Source organism: Oceanisphaera profunda (genome assembly GCF_002157895.1).
Classification (GTDB): Bacteria; Pseudomonadota; Gammaproteobacteria; order Enterobacterales; family Aeromonadaceae; genus Oceanimonas; species Oceanimonas profunda.
This window is the reverse complement of the sequence record NZ_CP021377.1, coordinates 917,737-934,685: the sequence shown is the minus strand read 5'-3', so window position 1 is coordinate 934,685 and position 16,949 is coordinate 917,737. Positions and strand designations below refer to the sequence as shown.

Below are 16,949 nucleotides of genomic sequence, written 5' to 3'. Positions count from 1 at the left end.
TAAATGGATTAAGCAACAACAACCAATGACTGTAAATGGTAATAGAGTTTGGTCTCCTTATCTTCAATTGCCGTATTTATTAGGGTTAAATTATGACGCTGCGCCCTTTCGCTTGCTCGCCACCCACTTGGCTGGCCGCTATTTTTGCTCTTTTTTATTTTAGTTACGGCATTTACCTGCCGTATTGGTCTTTGTGGCTAGACAGTGTGGGCGTGTCGGCACACCAGATAGGTTTTTTGCTGGGGCTTAGTATGCTGGCACGTACCTTGGGTAATCTGTTGGTGATGAACCAAGTACGCTCGGCTGCGCAATTATTACCTATGCTGCGCCTGTTAGCATGGCTAAGTGTATTGGGCTTTGTGGGTTTTTATGGGGCACAAAGCGGGCTGGCTTTGCTATTACTTATGCTGTTGGTTAACTTCTTCTATCCGACGCTGATCCCACTAAACGACACCCTAGCCAGTCGTTATATCGTGCAAGTGCAGCTAGATTACGGCAAGGCACGGCTGTGGGGCTCTTTAGCCTTTATTTTGGCTAATATTTTGGTCGGTCAAGTGAGTGAGCGCTTTGGTGTGCATTGGGTGCTGCACTTATTAGTGCTGGCGCTGCTGGGGTTAGGCTTAATGAGCTTAGTGCCGGTCACACCTAAGCCGCAGCCGCTTGCTGATGAGCCAGCAGGGGAGCGCTTGCTTGCGGTGTGGCGTAGGCCCGGCATAAAGCGCTTTTTACTGATCGTGGCCTTACTGCAAGGCAGTCATGCTTTTTACTATGGTTTTAGCGCCCTGTATTGGCAGCAGCAAGGTTACGCCACCAGTACTATCGGCTATTTGTGGGGCTTAGGCGTACTCGCTGAAATTGTGGTGTTGGCGCTCAATGGTCGCTGGTTTGCGCGCTTGAGCGCTCGCCATCTATTAGCTTTAGGCGCGGCCTGCGCCTTGGTGCGTTGGAGTATGCTGGGCGCCACCACAGAGTTGGGCTGGTTAATCGTGGCGCAACTGCTGCATGCGGGCAGTTTTTGTTTGAGTCATTTAGGCGCCATTCGCTATATCAGCCGCGACTTGGCCCCCAAGTGGCACCCAGTGCCCAGGCCTTATATGCAGCCTTGGCTATGGGCTTGATGGTGGCACTGTTGTTTGCGTTATCGGGTCAGCTGTATCCTGTGCTGGCGGGGCAGGTTTTTTGGATAATGGCAGCATTGGTATTACCGGTGTTTTGGTTACTACGCTGGCCGTTGCTAAGCGAAGAAACCCTTTTGCAACGGAAGAACGCAGAACGCACAGAAAAATTAAGATGAGATAAGACCGAAAATACCAAGGTACCCGATTGTTAAGAGCGAAACATAGCGACATATTGCACGAATGTCGTCGCTGCTTTAGCTGCTAAATCCGGCAACGCCGGATCTGTTGCACAAAGCTAACGTTTTGCGGTGTCTTCTTGTTTCTACCCTTAAGCCGCTTTGTTTCAGATCTGATCTTTATTTTTCCGTGGGTTTCGTGGATTCCGTTGCGATGAAGTCTTGAGTCTTTTAGATCAAGTTTGCCAAGGTAAGCACGCCTCACTCTTCATAAAGGAATATTCATGCAGGGCTGGACCGTCATTAATATCGCACTGGCCTATTTAGCGGTGCTATTTCTCTGCGCTTGGCTGGGTGACAAGGCCAAGGTGGGTCATCAAGGCGGCCGACTGCGGCCCTTGTTATATAGCTTGTCGCTGGCGGTGTATTGCTCGTCGTGGAGCTTTTTTGGTACCGTCGGTCAGGCCAGTACCGATAATTGGTCTTACTTTTCTATTTATCTGGGCCCCATCATTATGTTTACCTTGGCGGGGCCTTTTATTGCCCGCCTGATTGATGTGGCCAAGCGTGAGCACATTACCTCGATTGCGGACTTTATTGCCGCCCGTTATGGCAAATCTCAGCGCTTAGCCGTGTACGTTACCCTGATCGCCATCGTCGGCGTCTTGCCCTATATCGCCTTACAGCTCAAAGCCATCGTGATGGGCCTGCATTTAGTGGCGCCCGACGTGGTGGGCGCTGATGGCCAAAATGCCAGCCAAGTGGCCTTGATGGTCACCCTATTATTCAGTGTGTTTATTCTGCTATTTGGCACCCGTCATATTGATGCCACCGAGCACCAGCGCGGGGTGATGGTGGCGATTGCGGTGGAGTCTGTGGTTAAGTTAGTGGCCTTTATTATGGTGGGCGGCTTCGCGCTTTGGCTGATCATTATGTATCCCAATCAAGAGCGGGTGATGATAACCGAGCGCTTTATTAACAGCTTTACCCAGGTTAGCGGCGCTAATCTGCTGGATATGGGCGTATATACCTTGTTGTCCATGAGTGCAGTGCTTTGCTTGCCGCGCCAGTTTCACGTGACCGTCGTTGAAAGCCACGGCCCTGCGGATTTGCACTGGGCGCGGCGGTTATTTCCGGTGTACTTATTACTGATGGGGCTATTTGTATTGCCGCTGGCGCTGGCCGGTCAACAATGGTTGCCAGTGGCAGCCTCACCGGATACCTATGTAATTAGCCTGCCCTTAGGGCAGGGCCAGCCGAGCTTGGCGGTGCTGGCCTTTATTGGTGGTGCTTCGGCGGCCACCGGCATGATGATTATTTCTATTATCGCGCTGGCCATTATGGTCAGTAATGACTTAGTACTGCCGATGATCTTGCGCCGCCGCCAAATGCAGGGCGCAGACTTTAATGATGTAGCCCAGTTATTACTCAAGGTGCGACGCGCCGCCATTGTCGCCATTATGGCTACAGCTTGGCTGGTATTTTTGTGGCTAGGAGATATCGACAGTTTATCGCGCATTGGTTATCTGAGTTTTGCCGCCATTGCCCAGTTTATTCCGGCTTTGGTGCTGGGCTTATTTTGGCGCGGCGGTAACCGGCGCGGCGCCTATTGGGGCTTAAGTTTAGGCATGTTGATGTGGCTATTAAATTTAATGGCCGAAACTGGGCTGTTTGCCGGTGATGCCAGCAGCAACGTTTTATTATGGCTATTAACGCCGCCAAACTGGGGCGCGGTGGCAGACATGAGCCCGGTTACTTGGGGCATCTTCTTAAGCTTATTGTTTAACTTAATTGCCTATGTGCTGGGCTCTTGGTGGTCGGTGTCTACGGTGAGCGAGCGCTTGCAAGCGGCGGCGTTTGTGAGCCGCCAACAAAAAGATGACGGTGGCGTGTATCGGGCCAAAGTCTCGGTACAAGAGCTGGAGCAGTTGGCCTCGCGCTTTGTGGGTGCTGCGCGGGTGAGTCGTGCGTTTTCTCGCTATGCTGGCGAGCAAGGAACGCTCGATGGCAGCATGCAAGCCCCTCCCAGCTTAATTCGCCACACCGAGCGAGTATTGGCCGGCGTGTTTGGTGCCTCATCGGCACGTTTAGTGCTGGCTTCTGCCTTGCAAGGTCGCTCCATGGAGTTGGATGAGCTGGCCACCATAGTCGATGAAGCGGGGGATGTGTTTCGCTTTAACCGCGGGTTATTGCAAGGCGCCATCGAGCATATAGGGCAAGGTATTTCCGTGGTCGATAAAGGGCTGAATTTAGTGGCCTGGAACCGGCGCTACATTGAGTTGTTTGGCTACCCGATGGATTTGATCCAAGTGGGACGACCCATTAGCGATATTATTCGCTTTAACGCCGAGCGGGGCCTGTGTGGTGTTGGATCCGTTGCTGATCATGTGGCGCGCCGCCTGCGGCATATGCAGGCCGGTACACCCCATGTGTCATCACGCACTCGCCCCGATGGCCGAGTGATTGAGATGCAAGGTAATCCCATGCCGGGCGGCGGTTTCGTGATGACTTTTAATGACATCACCACCTTTCGCCAAGCCGAGCAATTACTAAAAGATACCAATGTGCTGCTGGAAGCGCGGGTGGCGGAGCGCACTCAAGAGCTCTCGACCGTGAATCAGCAGTTAGTGGTCGCCACGATTGAGGCGGAAAAACTCAGTGCATCTAAAAGCCGATTTTTAGCCGCCGTGAGTCATGACTTAATGCAGCCACTGAATGCGGCCAAGTTGTTTGCCTCTTCTTGGTTAGAGACTTCTCCTGATGATGAAAGTCGGCGCTTAGCTGGGCATATCGACCGATCTTTGGTGGCGGCAGAAGACTTAATTGCCGATTTATTAGATATGTCACGCTTAGAGTCCGGCAAGCTCACCGCTAAGCCCGTGGACTTTGCCTTAGATGAGCTGTTTAACACACTTAAAGCCGAGTTTGATGTGTTGGTTGAACAAGATGGTGGGCGCTTTTCGGTGGTAAACAGTCGGCTCGGCGTACACAGTGATCCGCGGTTACTGCGCCGCATCTTGCAGAATTTTCTCACCAATGCGCTGCGCTATAACTCGGGCGGTCGGGTATTGCTGGGGGCGCGCCATCAGGGCGACAACTTATGCTTAGAAGTTTGGGATAATGGACCGGGCATAGCCGAGGATAAACAGCGTTTAATTTTCGATGAGTTTATGCGCTTAGAGCACGGCCAACGTCAACATCAACAAGGTATGGGCTTAGGTTTGGCCATTGCTCAAGGCTTGGCACGCATGCTTGATCACCGTTTGGCGGTGCGCTCCACCGAGGGTAAAGGTTCGGTATTTAGCGTCACCGTGCCCAGAGCGATTGCCGGGCGCGGTAAGTCAGCCTCTTTGGCGGACAATGCCGTAATAAGTAATGCTCCTAATGTGAATAACAGCCAATTGCAGGGCTTAAAGGTACTTTGTATCGATAACGATGGGGATATTTTAACCGCCATGGCGAGTCTGCTTGGCCATTGGGGGTGTGAGGTGCGCGTTGCACTGACTAGCCACGCCGCAGAACAGCATTATCAAGATGGCTTTATGCCCCAGATTATCTTATCGGATTATCACTTAGATGAGGGTGAAACCGGCATTGATGTGGTCAGCCAATTACACCTGAAATACGGGACTGTGCCCACTGTGGTGATCAGCGCCGACCGCCAGCCCGAGCTGCAAGCACGTTTGCAGCAATTGCAGTTAAGTTACTTAAGCAAACCGGTAAAGCCCATGAAACTAAGGGCGCTATTGCAGCATTTGGTCTAAGACGGTGAGGTGTGAATAGGGAATAGTAAAGATGGAAATGGCCCGACTGGAGGCATTCCAGACTGAAGTAAACACCAGTTTTTAGGAGCGGTGTTTTTATCTTCTCTTTGTGGGCGTTTGGCGCTGAGCGCGCTCTTTTCGCCTTAGCCCTGATAGCCTTAACCCGTTCCGCCTTCGGCGAAATGCGAGAACAAGAGTTCGCCTACAAAAATCTAGCCGCCGCTTTTGCGCTTACTCATAATATTTTTTCGTCCGTGTATTTTGTGGCAAAAAAATCTTTAATCTCTTCCGCTTTACCCCTCACCCTTCACCAATTTGTGACATGGCGATCACCGCTTGGGTACGATTTTGGACGTTGAGTTTGCGAAAAATGGCGGTGACGTGGGCTTTAACGGTGGCTTCGGAGACGCTGAGCTCAAAGGCTATTTGCTTGTTTAACTTGCCCTCAGACAACATAGTAAGCACCTTAAATTGCTGGGGCGTAAGGCTGGCTAAGCGTTCAGCAATATTATCGGCGGGCGCGGCCGACAGACTCACGCCGGCAGGAAACCACGTATCTCCCGCTAAAATAGCATGCAAGGCGGCCACCAAAGCCGGCAGCGGCGTCGATTTAGGAATAAAACCCATGGCGCCAAAATGCATGGCTTGCTGAACCACGGCGTGTTCTTCTGTAGCCGAGACCATGACCACCGGCAGATCAGGGTAAAGATGGCGCAAGCTTGCCAATGCAGAAAATCCGCTGGCGCCTGGCATTTTTAAGTCCAGCAATAATAAATCCACTTCACCTTGCTCAGCTAATAACTGCATTAACTGTTCGATGCAGTCCACTTCTTGCAATTGAACATCGGGGACGGCTTGGGTAACCGCTAAGTGCAGCGCATTACGAAACAAGGGGTGATCATCGGCAATGATAATGCGATAGCCTGTATCCATAAGTAGTTGCGTCCTTGGGGCGGTCTGCGGTTGAGCAAAATAAGTATAATGTGGTGTTATCATAAGACCTTACACCCAAACTGAGAACCCGCGGGCACGATTTTCGTGATCCAGTCAGGTAATGCTAGGATATTTACAGCCGCAAGCGCAGTACGCTGCAAAATAATGCCCAATGGCCAGCAATAGACGCACTGATTTGGTGGTGACCATGATGGCGTTTTCTTTGGGGGGCTGAGTTGGTGTATGGTGGGTACAAAGCTTGCTCTATGCAGAAGTGCTTAAGCTAGAAAATGCTGAGCGTAAAAAATTAAGGTATAAAAAGAGTAAATTCAATAAGCTCATCTTATTAAGAACTTTCGATCTTCAATACATTTACACCTTCACTATACCGGCTGTTGCCTAGATAGGCATCACTGATAAGGAAATGACCATGACCAAACACCTTTTATGGTTACTGGCTGCAGTGTTCGCCAGTGCCTCTGCCTTCGCACAAGATATTGATCATTTAAGCGCTGAATACAGCGTGATACTCAACGGTGATAAGACTCGTGGCGTGAACACCTTAAAAATCGATCGTAATAACGATCGCTATAACGTGCATTTTTCTCTGGCCCACTGGTTGTTAGATGTGGATCAAAAAGCCAGTTTTACTTGGAAAAACTGTAACGCCACTCCGCAAACCTTTAGCTATAAAACCAAATACTTAGGCACCCGTAATGAAGATCGTTTGGTCTTTGATCAAAAGACTAAGATGGTGCTGTTTCAGGATAAAGATGGCGATAAGTTAGTGCCCATCAAAGAGGGGGCTTTTGATCCGGTCAGCTTTTTCTTTGAGGCGCGTTGCGATTTAATGGCCGGTAAAACCACGCTTACTTATCCGGTGGCGCGCGACGGCGAAATTAAAATGACCACCTTTAAGGTGGTAGGCAAAGAAATCGTCAACACTGGCATTGGCCCTTATGAAAGCCTGATCGTAGAGCGCGATCGCGGTAACAGTAAGCGTAAAACCCGCTTTTGGGTGGCACCAAAACTGGATTATCAACTGGTGCAAATTAGCCATGATGAAAACCGTCAGCTTTCGGTGACCGTAACCTTAAGTAAGCTCAACTATACGTTAGTAAAATGATCCGCATCCTTAGCTTGGTTAAGTAGCCATCTAAGTTAGCCCAGCCTTATTTTACCGAACAGACTCAACTACCCAAGGCGAGAGCTAAACCCTCACCTTGGTTCATTGCGAGGAGTGCAACGACGCGGCAATCTATGGCTATGCACCGCGCCGCTGTAGTATGGATTGCCGCACTACGCTCGCAACGACTGAATAAAGTGCATAGCAACAGAGCACAGAGCGGCCTAAAGCTAACTCTTGACGCCCAACAGAGTATCTACTCAAGAGTCCTGTTATTGAGTGGGGATTTTTGTCTAGTGAGTGCCTGACTTAAGAGTGATAGTTCGCGCTTTGATACCGTTATGCACATACAAATATTCGGCAAGCTGAGGTACTATTTATGGTATTCGTTATGGATAAATAGTGGTAAATAGTCGAGCAAGATAGGAGCAGACAGTGATTATCATAGGCATTTTAGTGCTGCTCGGCGCGGCTTGGAGCTTTGATTGGCGAACTTGGTTGGGTGATAAGACTCGGCATCACCTATGTTTTGGTGCCGCCATTGCCCTAGTGCCATTATGGATGCTGCAAGCGGGCGTAAAACCAGGCTTAGAGGTGCATTTTTTGGGATTAACGACCCTGGCGCTGCTGCTAGGTTGGCGCATGGGATTGATGATGAGCAGCTTAAGCCTGTTGCTGGTCACCGCTTTTGGCTTTGAATCTTGGCCGATGTTCGGGCCGAATCTATTGTTGGGTGTGATAATACCGCTCAGTGCTAGCTATCTATTGTTTTTGTTAACTTACAGCTACTTATACCGCCATTTATTTGTCTATATCTTCGTGGCTGGCTTTTTTAATGCCGCTTTGACCATTACCCTTAAAACCTTGCTGTTTTCGGGATTTATGGTGTGGACTGACCAACATAGCTGGCAAGTAGTGGTTGATAACTACCTGAGCGTGCTGCCTTTATTATTGTTCCCAGAAGCCTTACTCAACGGCATGGCGATTACCGTGCTGGTGCTGTTTAAGCCTGACTGGGTGTGCACCTATCGGGATCGCGATTATATTATTAATAAGTAATATAAGCTTCCAGCGCTACCTGTATCTCTGGTAGGCTGCCTTTTCATCCTTTTTATGTGAGACGCTGATGACCGTTAAGTTCTTACCTGCCTTGGCGCCTATTTTAGCCCTAGGCCTATTATCTGCAGCCCCCGCTCAGGCTGAGATGAGCAAAGCTGAGTTTCAAAAGCTGGTGCGTGAAACCTTGCTTGAGCAGCCAGAAATTTTGCGCGAAGCCATTATCAAGCTCGAAGAAAAAGATCAGCTGGCGAGCCAAGCTGAATTTTCTAAGCAGCTTAAGCAGCAGTCCAAGCAGCTGTTTTCCAGTAAAACCGATGGTGTTTTAGGTAACCCTAACGGCAAGCTAGCTGTGGTGTATTTCACCGACTATAACTGCCCTTATTGCCATCGTATGAACCAAACGCTGCTGACGCTTATCAAAGACGAGCCAGAGCTAAAAATTATCGTTAAAGACTTAGGCATTTTAGGCCCAGACTCAGTACAAGCGGCGCGCTTAGCGTTGGCCACGGCCATGGAGGCACCTCGCCAGTATGCTGAGCTGCATCAAGCGCTGATGAGCCAAAAGAAAGTGTCTACGGCCGCCTTGGCCAGCATTACCGATAAAGCCGGCTTAGACAGCAAGACTTTATTGGCGGCGGCTGACGATAAAAAAATCTCAGATAAGCTTAATCAAAACCTAAGCTTGTTCAGAAGCCTCGGCCTAAATGGCACTCCAGCCTTGGTGTTCCCTGATGGCACCTTGATCCCTGGTGCTGTGGACGTGGCGGGTTTGAAAGACATCTTGAAAGATAAAAAATCTTAAAAGGTACGCTGCCTAATTTAAGCTTATGGGTTAGACATAAAAAAACCGGCCGCGGCCGGTTTTTTGTATTCTAAACGCTGCTAGCTGGCAGCGTGATTACGCTTTGCTTGCTGTAACTTTTCATACACCGCCAATAAGCCTTGGTGCGCAGGAAAATCCGCTAAGCTTTCATCGGCGAGGGTTAGCCCATGAAAACGCGCTTGGCCGGCAATTTGTGCCCAAACTTGAGTCACGGTTGCTTCAGTAAACATACTGTTAAAAGCTGAGACATACTGAGCAGGATCACGGTCTTCGCTTAAGTGCAGCTCTAGTGCCGCCTTCAAACAGCGATAGTAACGATGGCGCTCATCGCTAAATACTGAGGCATTAAAGCTCAAGGTCCAGTCTGCGTATTCCAGTGCTAACTCCAATTCGTTTGCCGCCAAGGCCAGCATGCATTTTAGCTCACCAATTCTTAAGGTGTGCCAAGCGCTGCCCTTGGTAGAGGCAATACCGAGCAGCTCACGAATACGGGTAAAGTCATCGAAGCCTTCTTCTTCTAATAACTCATATAAGCCCATCAGCTGCTCTGCGTCCGCGTCTGATCCTGGCAGGCTTAACAAAGTGGCGCGTAAATGCGCGCCCATGTTGTTATTGGCCATGGTTAAGTCGTCAGCTGGGTAAATATCCGACATACCCGGAGCCAAAATACGGCAAGCGTACACGCCTAAATGCTCATAATCGGCGATATAGACGGGCTGATTTATGCGGTCAAAAATGGCCAATAAGTGGGTAAATTCTTGCTCTGAGCTGCCACTGAAATCCCAGTCGGCAAATTCATAGTCCGCTTGGTCTTGAAACAAATCCCAACTGATCAAGCCTGACGAGTCAATAAAATGGGTTTCCAGATTATGATGATCTGCCACTTCGTCGTCTGCAAAAGACGGTGGCACAAACACATCCAGCTCTTTTAAGCTGCGACCTTGCAACAGCTCGGTCACGGTGCGCTCTAACGCCACTTCAAAACGTGGATGAGCGCCGAAAGAAGCGAAGCAGGTGCTGTTCTGCGGGTTAAATAACACCACACAAATCACCGGATACTCGCCGCCTAATGATGCATCAAAGGCGTGAATCGGAAAGCCTTCGGCTTCCAATGCCGCAATCGGCGCTTCAATGTGCGGATAGCGCGCCAGTACTGCAGCGGGAATTCTTGGCAGGCTGATGCGATCGCTAATAATGCGATTCTTAATACTGCGCTCAAAGACTTCCGACAAGCCTTGAGTGCGGGCTTCGGTGCGGGTGTTACCGGCACTCATACCATTAGATACATATAAGTTACCGACGATATTCATCGGCAAATACACGGTTTCTAAATCGCCTTGACGCTCAAAGGGCAGCGCGCAAATACCGCGTGCTTCATTGCCGGACTGTAGGTCGATCAGCATGTCGGCGGTCAGCTCACCCTCGGGATCATAATAGCCACGGGTATAGTCATCTAACATGCCGTTTGGCAGGCTGTTATCGGCGGGCAAGGTAAACCACTTTTCGTTCGGGTAATGTACGAAGTCGCCTTCGGCGATATTTTTGCCTAAGTAAAAATCGGCAAAAAAATAATTGGTGGCTAAACGCTCGAAGTACTCACCCAGTGCCGAAGCCAAAGCGGCTTTTTTGCTGGCGCCTTTACCATTGGTAAAGCATAAGCCACAGCTTTTATCGCGAATATGCACCGACCACACATTGGGTACCGGGTTGAGCCAAGAGGCTTCTTCGATATCAAACCCCAGGTTGATGAGCTGTTGCTGAAAGTAGCTAATAGAGTCTTCCAGCGCAGCATCTTTGCTAGGAATGAATGTTTTCATGAGAGCCTCGGGGTGGTGATCGGCAAAAAAGGAGGCAGATCCTAACCCGCGAACAGAAAATGAACAAGTACGTTTAAGAGCCACTTCGACTATCAAGCTTAAATAGCAGGCAGTGTTCATGGTGACTGAATAGGAGCAAGTACTGCGTTTGAGACGGCAAGTGATGAATTGTCTGCGATTTTTATGACAGCTTATCCAGATAGCGACTATATTTTGTTGTGAAGATACATACGACTCTCGGCTACGGCGTTATCTTTTCCTACAGGGGGCGCTCACCATTAACACGCTATGTGTTGGTAACTAGCAACTTGCATGAACCATTAAATGTATCGATAAAGTGAGCGAAAGTGGCTGTGACCCTCTGAACTTAGAGTGACAACTCGAGTGCCTCTATCTTTTTGCAACAAGTGCAACCTATAATGGGAAATTATTTTTATGTGTAACGTACCGTGAGCATTAAGTGTTACGTACCAAAAATACGGTTCACAAAAAGCACGGCTCATAAATAAGTAGCTAATACGCAGGTATACGCTAATGCGACATGCCCTAGCAGGATGCTAACGGCATCGTTATTCGAGTTAAGTAGTAAGCGTACATCTTAAGTGCGCCCAGCCTACTGGAAATGGTGTTACGTAAGGGCGGAGGGATACATATTGAACTTTGGAAAAACCCCAGGCGAAATTGAGAATGAGCGCAAACGGACATTAGTGCTCGCTTTCTCGGCGATTGGTACACTTTTTCTCTGCATTTTTGGGACTGTTTCTCTTATGCAGGGGCGATTCGTACTGTTTTGTGTGCTGTTTCTCTTTATCGGTATAGTCTTAACCGTGGCCTTTATCGTCAGAAAAGCCATTAATACTCAGCCCATGAGCCTTTTTCTGGCGTCTACTTTGCTCTTTTTAACCTGGTATTTGTTGTTGAGTGGGGGCGCTGAAGGTTCTGGGGTATATTGGACCTACTCCATCTCCATGTTGATGGTATTGCTGGCAGGGCCCAAAGTCGGCAGCATTTATATGGGGCTTTATTTGGTGATAAGCTCGGTACTTATTTTAGGGCCCTTCACGTTTGTCTATAATTATTCCCATCCGGAAGCCATTAGGATCATCACCTCCTCTTTTGCCCTTTATGTGTTGATCTTGACCAGTGAGTGGATTCGTATTGGTTCTTATGCCGTGATCTCCGAAACCTCAGAAAACCACCGATACCTCGCCAATACCGACCCGTTAACCGGCTTGCTGAATCGCAATGGTATTATGGTCGCCCTCAAGGAAAAAGGTATTCAGCAATCGGCCATCATGGTGATGCTGGATATAGATTGTTTTAAATCTGTTAATGATAACTACGGCCACGATTTTGGCGATATGGTGCTGATGCGGCTCGCCAAGTTGCTTAAAGATAATGTTAAAGGCGGGGACTTAACGGCGCGCTGGGGCGGAGAAGAGTTCTTACTGGTCTTTTACGATATTTCAATCAGTGCCACTGAATCACTGATCAGAAAAATAAAAGATGAGTTTGCCAATATCATTTTTCACCATAATGATGCGGCCATTTCCGTGACCTTTAGTGCGGGAGTGGCCATCTTCAATGAAATCTCCGCATTTGAACCTGTCGTAAAACTGGCCGATGAAAGGCTCTATCAAGCTAAGGCGATGGGCCGCAACCAAGTGGTGGCCGACGAGCTGCAATTGGTGATTATGCAAGAAGCGCAGGTGTAGCGCTTTATAAAGCTGGGCTCGCGGTTAGTTTTATTCTCTACCCCGAATCTTGTTTTTCGAATAGTCGACTTCTGATGCTAATGCCGACAAAAAAGCCCGCCGAATATGGCGGGCTTTTTAACTGCACAAAATTTGTGCTTAGTGTGTGCTTACGGCAGCAAGTGCAACATGCGGCGCAGCGGCTCGGCGGCACCCCATAACAGCTGGTCACCTACTGAGAAGGCTGACAGATATTCTGGGCCCATGTTCAACTTGCGCAAGCGACCCACAGGTACATTCAAGGTACCGGTGACGGCGGCGGGCGTGAGCTGCTCCATGGACGCTTGACGATCGTTGGGGATAACCTTTACCCAATCGTTGTTAGCCGCCAAAATCTGTTCAATTTCACTAATCGGCAGATCTTTTTTCAGCTTAATGGTAAACGACTGGCTGTGGCAACGTAGCGCACCGATGCGCACACAGAGACCATCGATAGGGATAGGCTGGCTGTTACCTAAGATTTTATTGGTCTCGGCTTGGCCTTTCCACTCTTCACGGCTTTGGCCATTATCGAGCTGAGTATCAATCCATGGGATCAAGCTGCCGGCCAAAGGTACGCCGAAGTTATCGACTGGTAAGTCGCCACTGCGAGTTTTCTCGGTAACTTTGCGCTCTAGCTCCAAAATAGCAGAAGCGGGATCTGCCAGTTCATCGGCCACTTCATCGCGCAACATACCCATCTGATTAATCAGCTCGCGCATATGACGGGCACCGCCACCGGAAGCAGCTTGATAGGTAGACACGGCTATCCATTCGACTAAGTCTTTTTCAAACAAGCCGCCCAGCGCCATCATCATTAAGCTAACGGTACAGTTGCCGCCAACGAAGGTTTTAGTGCCCTTAGCCAATGCGTCTGTGATGTTTTTACCGTTTACCGGATCCAGCACTATGATGGCATCGTCGTCCATACGCAGTGCAGACGCCGCATCAATCCAGTAACCGTTCCAGCCTGCGGCTCGAAGTTTTGGATACACCTCGTTGGTGTAGTCGCCGCCTTGGCAGGTGAGGACTACGTCCAGCGCCTTGAGCGCCTCTATGTCGTAGGCATTCTGCAGCGTACCGGCGTCGGTGCCAAAATCAGGGGCGGGCTGACCCGCTTGCGAGGTAGTAAAAAAGACCGGTTTAATGCGGGAGAAATCGCCTTCTTCTACCATGCGGCTCATTAATACCGAGCCCACCATACCGCGCCAACCGACCAGACCTACAGTTTTCATATTCAAGTGTCCTTCCTTTGGAAGTAAATAAATCAAATTCTCTATTCACAATACGGATTGAGCGCCAAGGTGCAAGAAATAAAGGCAAATTCCCTCGATAACCGGCTAATTTAGCTTCAATTAGCGCTCAGACACACGACAATCGTTAAGCGCTTCGTACGCGGCGCACGGCGGTGATTTTAGCCTAACGATAAAAAACCTAACATAAAGACCGGTGCGGCTAGGCTCAAGATAAAGCCCGAAACAATGGCCACTGGCACCACGGCCACACCGCCTGAGCGTTGTAATACCGGCAAGGTAAAGTCCATGGCGGTGGCAGCACCATAGCCGATGGCCACAGAGGGGAAGCGGCGCATTAAAGTGGGGATCAACATAATAGCGAATAGCTCACGCGCTAAGTCGTTAATAAAGGCCGCACTGCCCAGCACCGGACCTAATTGGTCGCTGATTAAAATGCCTGATAGTGAATACCAGCCATAGCCTGCGGAGAAGGCCAAGCCGTGCTGCAGTGGCATATCTAAAATCACCGCGCCTGCAATACCGCCGACCCAAGAGCTGACTAATACCACGGCGGCAATACTCAAGCCCCAAGGATTAAGTAAAATTTGCCGTAATGGCATACCGGAGTTTCTCAGTTGCACGCCAATCAACAGCAATAATAACATCAGTGCCCACTCACTTAAGGTGTCTACTGCAAACCAACTGGGATCCAATACTTGGCCAATAGCCACACCGCCCAAAATCACCAAGCATAGCCAAACCGAATCCAACAATAAGCGCCACTTGCTTTGTAAGGGCGCACCGGGCTCGCCTGTGAGTCGGTTATGGCGCCTATCTAAGCACCATAATCCAACTAAGTTGGCCGCACTGATACACGCTAAAAACACCAAGCTGACGCTGAAGATGGTGCCCAAATGGCTGACTAAGTTATCGACGAAGGCCAGGCTGATGCCCATCAAAAATAAAATCAAATACACCATGCGTGCCACCGCTAGATTCAACAGTCGCAAAATTGTCGTCGAACGACAAGGCACGCAATAGCCAAGCATAAGGGGTAATAACACCAGTAATAAGCCGGAATACATAAAGTGAGATCCCTTAATGCGGTGAATGGGCGAACAAGGCGGCGAGCAAAATAAAAGTTTATCTCGAGACTCGCAGCATACGTGAGCACGAACGGCAACGAAAGCCTAAGCGTAGCGTTTCATTGCTACCAGTAACTTACTCGTTAACGAGTTGTTTTTGCGTGTTTTTATGCGCTTGAGCACGGATAGCAACAAGGACCAAGACATTCGGTTGTTATTCCCCTAAACAGCTGTTAGTTTTTAATGCAGGTTAATTAATTGTTACTTTAGCATTGCTGTTGGCGAGCTGAGTAGCGGCTAAGGTAGAAATAGCTGCCCTGTTGCAAGGATTCTTTGATGAATAAACCCGCCCTTGAGGTGTCAGGCTTATATAAAAACTTTGGTTCGATTGAAGTGCTAAAAGGCATTGATTTAACGGCACAGCAGGGCGACGTGATTTCTATTATTGGCTCGTCGGGATCCGGCAAGTCGACGCTGTTGCGCTGTATCAATCTGCTGGAAATCCCTAATGCCGGCGAGGTGCGCTTACACGGTGAGCTGATTGAGATGCACACCAGCAAAGATGGCCTGCGCCAGCCCGCAAATATGCGCCAAGTGGAGCGTATTCGCTCCCGTTTGGCCATGGTATTTCAAGGGTTTAATTTATGGTCCCATATGACCATTTTAGAAAACATTATCGAAGTGCCGATCCAAGTGTTAAAGGTGCCCAAAAAACAAGCCGTCGAGCAGGCTGAAGGGTTATTACACAAAGTTGGACTGTTTGATAAACGTGATGATTACCCGAATCACTTGTCGGGCGGTCAACAACAAAGAGCGGCTATTGCTCGGGCTTTGGCGGTGGAGCCAGAAGTAATGCTCTTCGATGAGCCGACCTCGGCGCTGGATCCGGAACTTGTGGGCGAAGTGTTGGCGGTAATGCAGAGCTTGGCCGAAGAAGGCCGTACCATGTTGGTGGTGACCCACGAAATGAGCTTTGCCCGAGAAGTAGCGAATAAATTATTGTTTTTACATCAAGGCGTGGTGGAAGAGCAAGGCGATCCTAAAACGGTGTTTGCTAACCCTAAGTCTGAGCGCTTTAAACAGTTTATTTCTACCGTGTATTAGGCGCTAGTTGAGCCGTATTGAATAAGTGAATAGTTGAATAGTGAACAGTTAAATAACGGGATAGTTGAATCAGATAAACCTATGCGTATACAAGGAGTTACACCATGAATAAACTGTTAATCGCCGGTGCCATTATGGCATCGCTGGCTGCCGGTGCTGTGCAAGCCAAGGAATGGAAAACCGTACGTTTTGGTATTGAAGGGGCCTACCCGCCGTTCTCTTGGACCGATGAGCAGGGCCAACTGCAAGGTTTTGATGTGGATATGGCCAATGCGCTGTGCGAACAGATGCAGGTGAAATGTGAGCTGATTGCCCAAGATTGGGACGGCATTATACCGGCGCTACTGGCTCGTAAATACGACGCCATTATTGCCGCCATGTCGATCACCGAAGAGCGCCAACGCACCGTCGATTTTACTGACCGCTATGCTTTAGTGCCCAATAAGTTTGTGGCCAAAAAAGGCACCGAGCTTGAACTCAGTAAAGATGGATTAAAAGGTAAAAAAGTAGGCGTACAAATTGCTACCACGCACGATAAATATCTTACTGAGAACTTCGGTAAAGAAGTGAGTTTAGTGCGTTATGGCACCGCCGATGAAGCCTATCTGGACTTAAAAGCGGGTCGTGTCGATTATGTATTCTTAGATGCCACTGCCATTGAAGAAGGGCTGCTGAATAAAGACGGCGGTAATGAGTATGAATTTGTGGGCCCTTCTGTTACCGATGAAAAATGGTTTGGTGAGGGCTTTGGTATTGCCGTGCGCAAGCAAGACTCAGACTTAAAAGACCAGCTCAATAAGGCCATTGTGGATCTCAGAGCAAATGGTAAATACGAAGCCGTAAATAACAAATATTTTGAATACGACGTTTACGGTGAATAATAAGTAAGTAAAGGCCACTAAGGTTAAGTGGCCTTTTGTTTGGACTGCTTCTTTAGCGCTGTAGGACAGGCAATTAGGAGACCAATACCACAGGA

At 49.1% G+C, this 16,949-nt stretch carries 11 protein-coding genes and 1 pseudogene; 8 read left to right on the top strand and 4 right to left on the bottom strand.

Features of this window, described 5'->3' with window-relative positions; all coding sequences use genetic code 11:
* Positions 1-92 precede the first annotated feature (92 nt).
* Together CBP31_RS04065 and CBP31_RS04060 are read left to right on the top strand one after the other, a co-directional pair.
* A pseudogene (locus tag CBP31_RS04065) lies at positions 93-1,294 on the top strand (3-phenylpropionate MFS transporter).
* Between the two features lie 284 nt (positions 1,295-1,578).
* On the top strand, positions 1,579-5,058 hold the full coding sequence (locus CBP31_RS04060) for a hybrid sensor histidine kinase/response regulator (protein WP_087034991.1): 3,480 nt from the start codon (positions 1,579-1,581) through the stop codon (positions 5,056-5,058).
* 300 nt (positions 5,059-5,358) lie between these two features.
* On the opposite strand, the gene CBP31_RS04055 is transcribed toward CBP31_RS04060, so the two are convergent.
* Positions 5,359-5,991 carry a response regulator gene (locus CBP31_RS04055; RefSeq protein ID WP_087034990.1) on the bottom strand — a complete coding sequence of 211 codons (633 nt, stop codon included), beginning with the start codon at positions 5,989-5,991 and terminating at the stop codon, positions 5,359-5,361.
* Between the two features lie 430 nt (positions 5,992-6,421).
* Between CBP31_RS04055 and CBP31_RS04050 the strand changes: the two genes are divergently transcribed.
* The 3 genes from CBP31_RS04050 (at position 6,422) to CBP31_RS04040 (ending at position 8,978) form a co-directional block, all read left to right on the top strand.
* Positions 6,422-7,117 carry a DUF3108 domain-containing protein gene (locus tag CBP31_RS04050; protein ID WP_087034989.1) on the top strand — a complete coding sequence of 232 codons (696 nt, stop codon included), beginning with the start codon at positions 6,422-6,424 and terminating at the stop codon, positions 7,115-7,117.
* 435 nt (positions 7,118-7,552) lie between these two features.
* Positions 7,553-8,176 (top strand): energy-coupling factor ABC transporter permease, encoded by a 624-nt coding sequence (locus CBP31_RS04045; protein WP_087034988.1) that lies wholly within the window; start codon positions 7,553-7,555, stop codon positions 8,174-8,176.
* 67 nt (positions 8,177-8,243) lie between these two features.
* On the top strand, positions 8,244-8,978 hold the full coding sequence (locus CBP31_RS04040) for a DsbA family protein (protein ID WP_087034987.1): 735 nt from the start codon (positions 8,244-8,246) through the stop codon (positions 8,976-8,978).
* Between the two features lie 80 nt (positions 8,979-9,058).
* Here CBP31_RS04040 and ycaO read toward each other — a convergent pair whose 3' ends face one another.
* Positions 9,059-10,816 (bottom strand): 30S ribosomal protein S12 methylthiotransferase accessory factor YcaO, encoded by a 1,758-nt coding sequence (gene ycaO / locus CBP31_RS04035; RefSeq protein WP_087034986.1) that lies wholly within the window; start codon positions 10,814-10,816, stop codon positions 9,059-9,061.
* Positions 10,817-11,583: 767 nt separating this feature from the next.
* Between ycaO and CBP31_RS04030 the strand changes: the two genes are divergently transcribed.
* The gene (locus CBP31_RS04030) at positions 11,584-12,531 is read left to right on the top strand and encodes a GGDEF domain-containing protein (RefSeq protein WP_087034985.1); all 948 of its coding nucleotides are present in this window, start codon (positions 11,584-11,586) and stop codon (positions 12,529-12,531) included.
* Positions 12,532-12,680: 149 nt separating this feature from the next.
* Here the strand turns inward: CBP31_RS04030 and asd are convergent, their stop codons facing one another.
* Together asd and CBP31_RS04020 are read right to left on the bottom strand one after the other, a co-directional pair.
* Positions 12,681-13,784, bottom strand: a complete 1,104-nt coding sequence (gene asd / locus CBP31_RS04025; RefSeq protein WP_087034984.1) for an aspartate-semialdehyde dehydrogenase — start codon at positions 13,782-13,784, stop codon at positions 12,681-12,683.
* Positions 13,785-13,963: 179 nt separating this feature from the next.
* Positions 13,964-14,869 (bottom strand): lysine exporter LysO family protein, encoded by a 906-nt coding sequence (locus CBP31_RS04020; protein ID WP_087034983.1) that lies wholly within the window; start codon positions 14,867-14,869, stop codon positions 13,964-13,966.
* 336 nt (positions 14,870-15,205) lie between these two features.
* Between CBP31_RS04020 and CBP31_RS04015 the strand changes: the two genes are divergently transcribed.
* Both CBP31_RS04015 and CBP31_RS04010 read left to right on the top strand, forming a co-directional pair.
* On the top strand, positions 15,206-15,973 hold the full coding sequence (locus CBP31_RS04015; protein ID WP_174664622.1) for an ABC transporter ATP-binding protein: 768 nt from the start codon (positions 15,206-15,208) through the stop codon (positions 15,971-15,973).
* A 104-nt stretch (positions 15,974-16,077) separates the two neighbouring features.
* Positions 16,078-16,854, top strand: a complete 777-nt coding sequence (locus CBP31_RS04010; protein ID WP_087034981.1) for an ABC transporter substrate-binding protein — start codon at positions 16,078-16,080, stop codon at positions 16,852-16,854.
* Positions 16,855-16,949 lie beyond the last annotated feature (95 nt).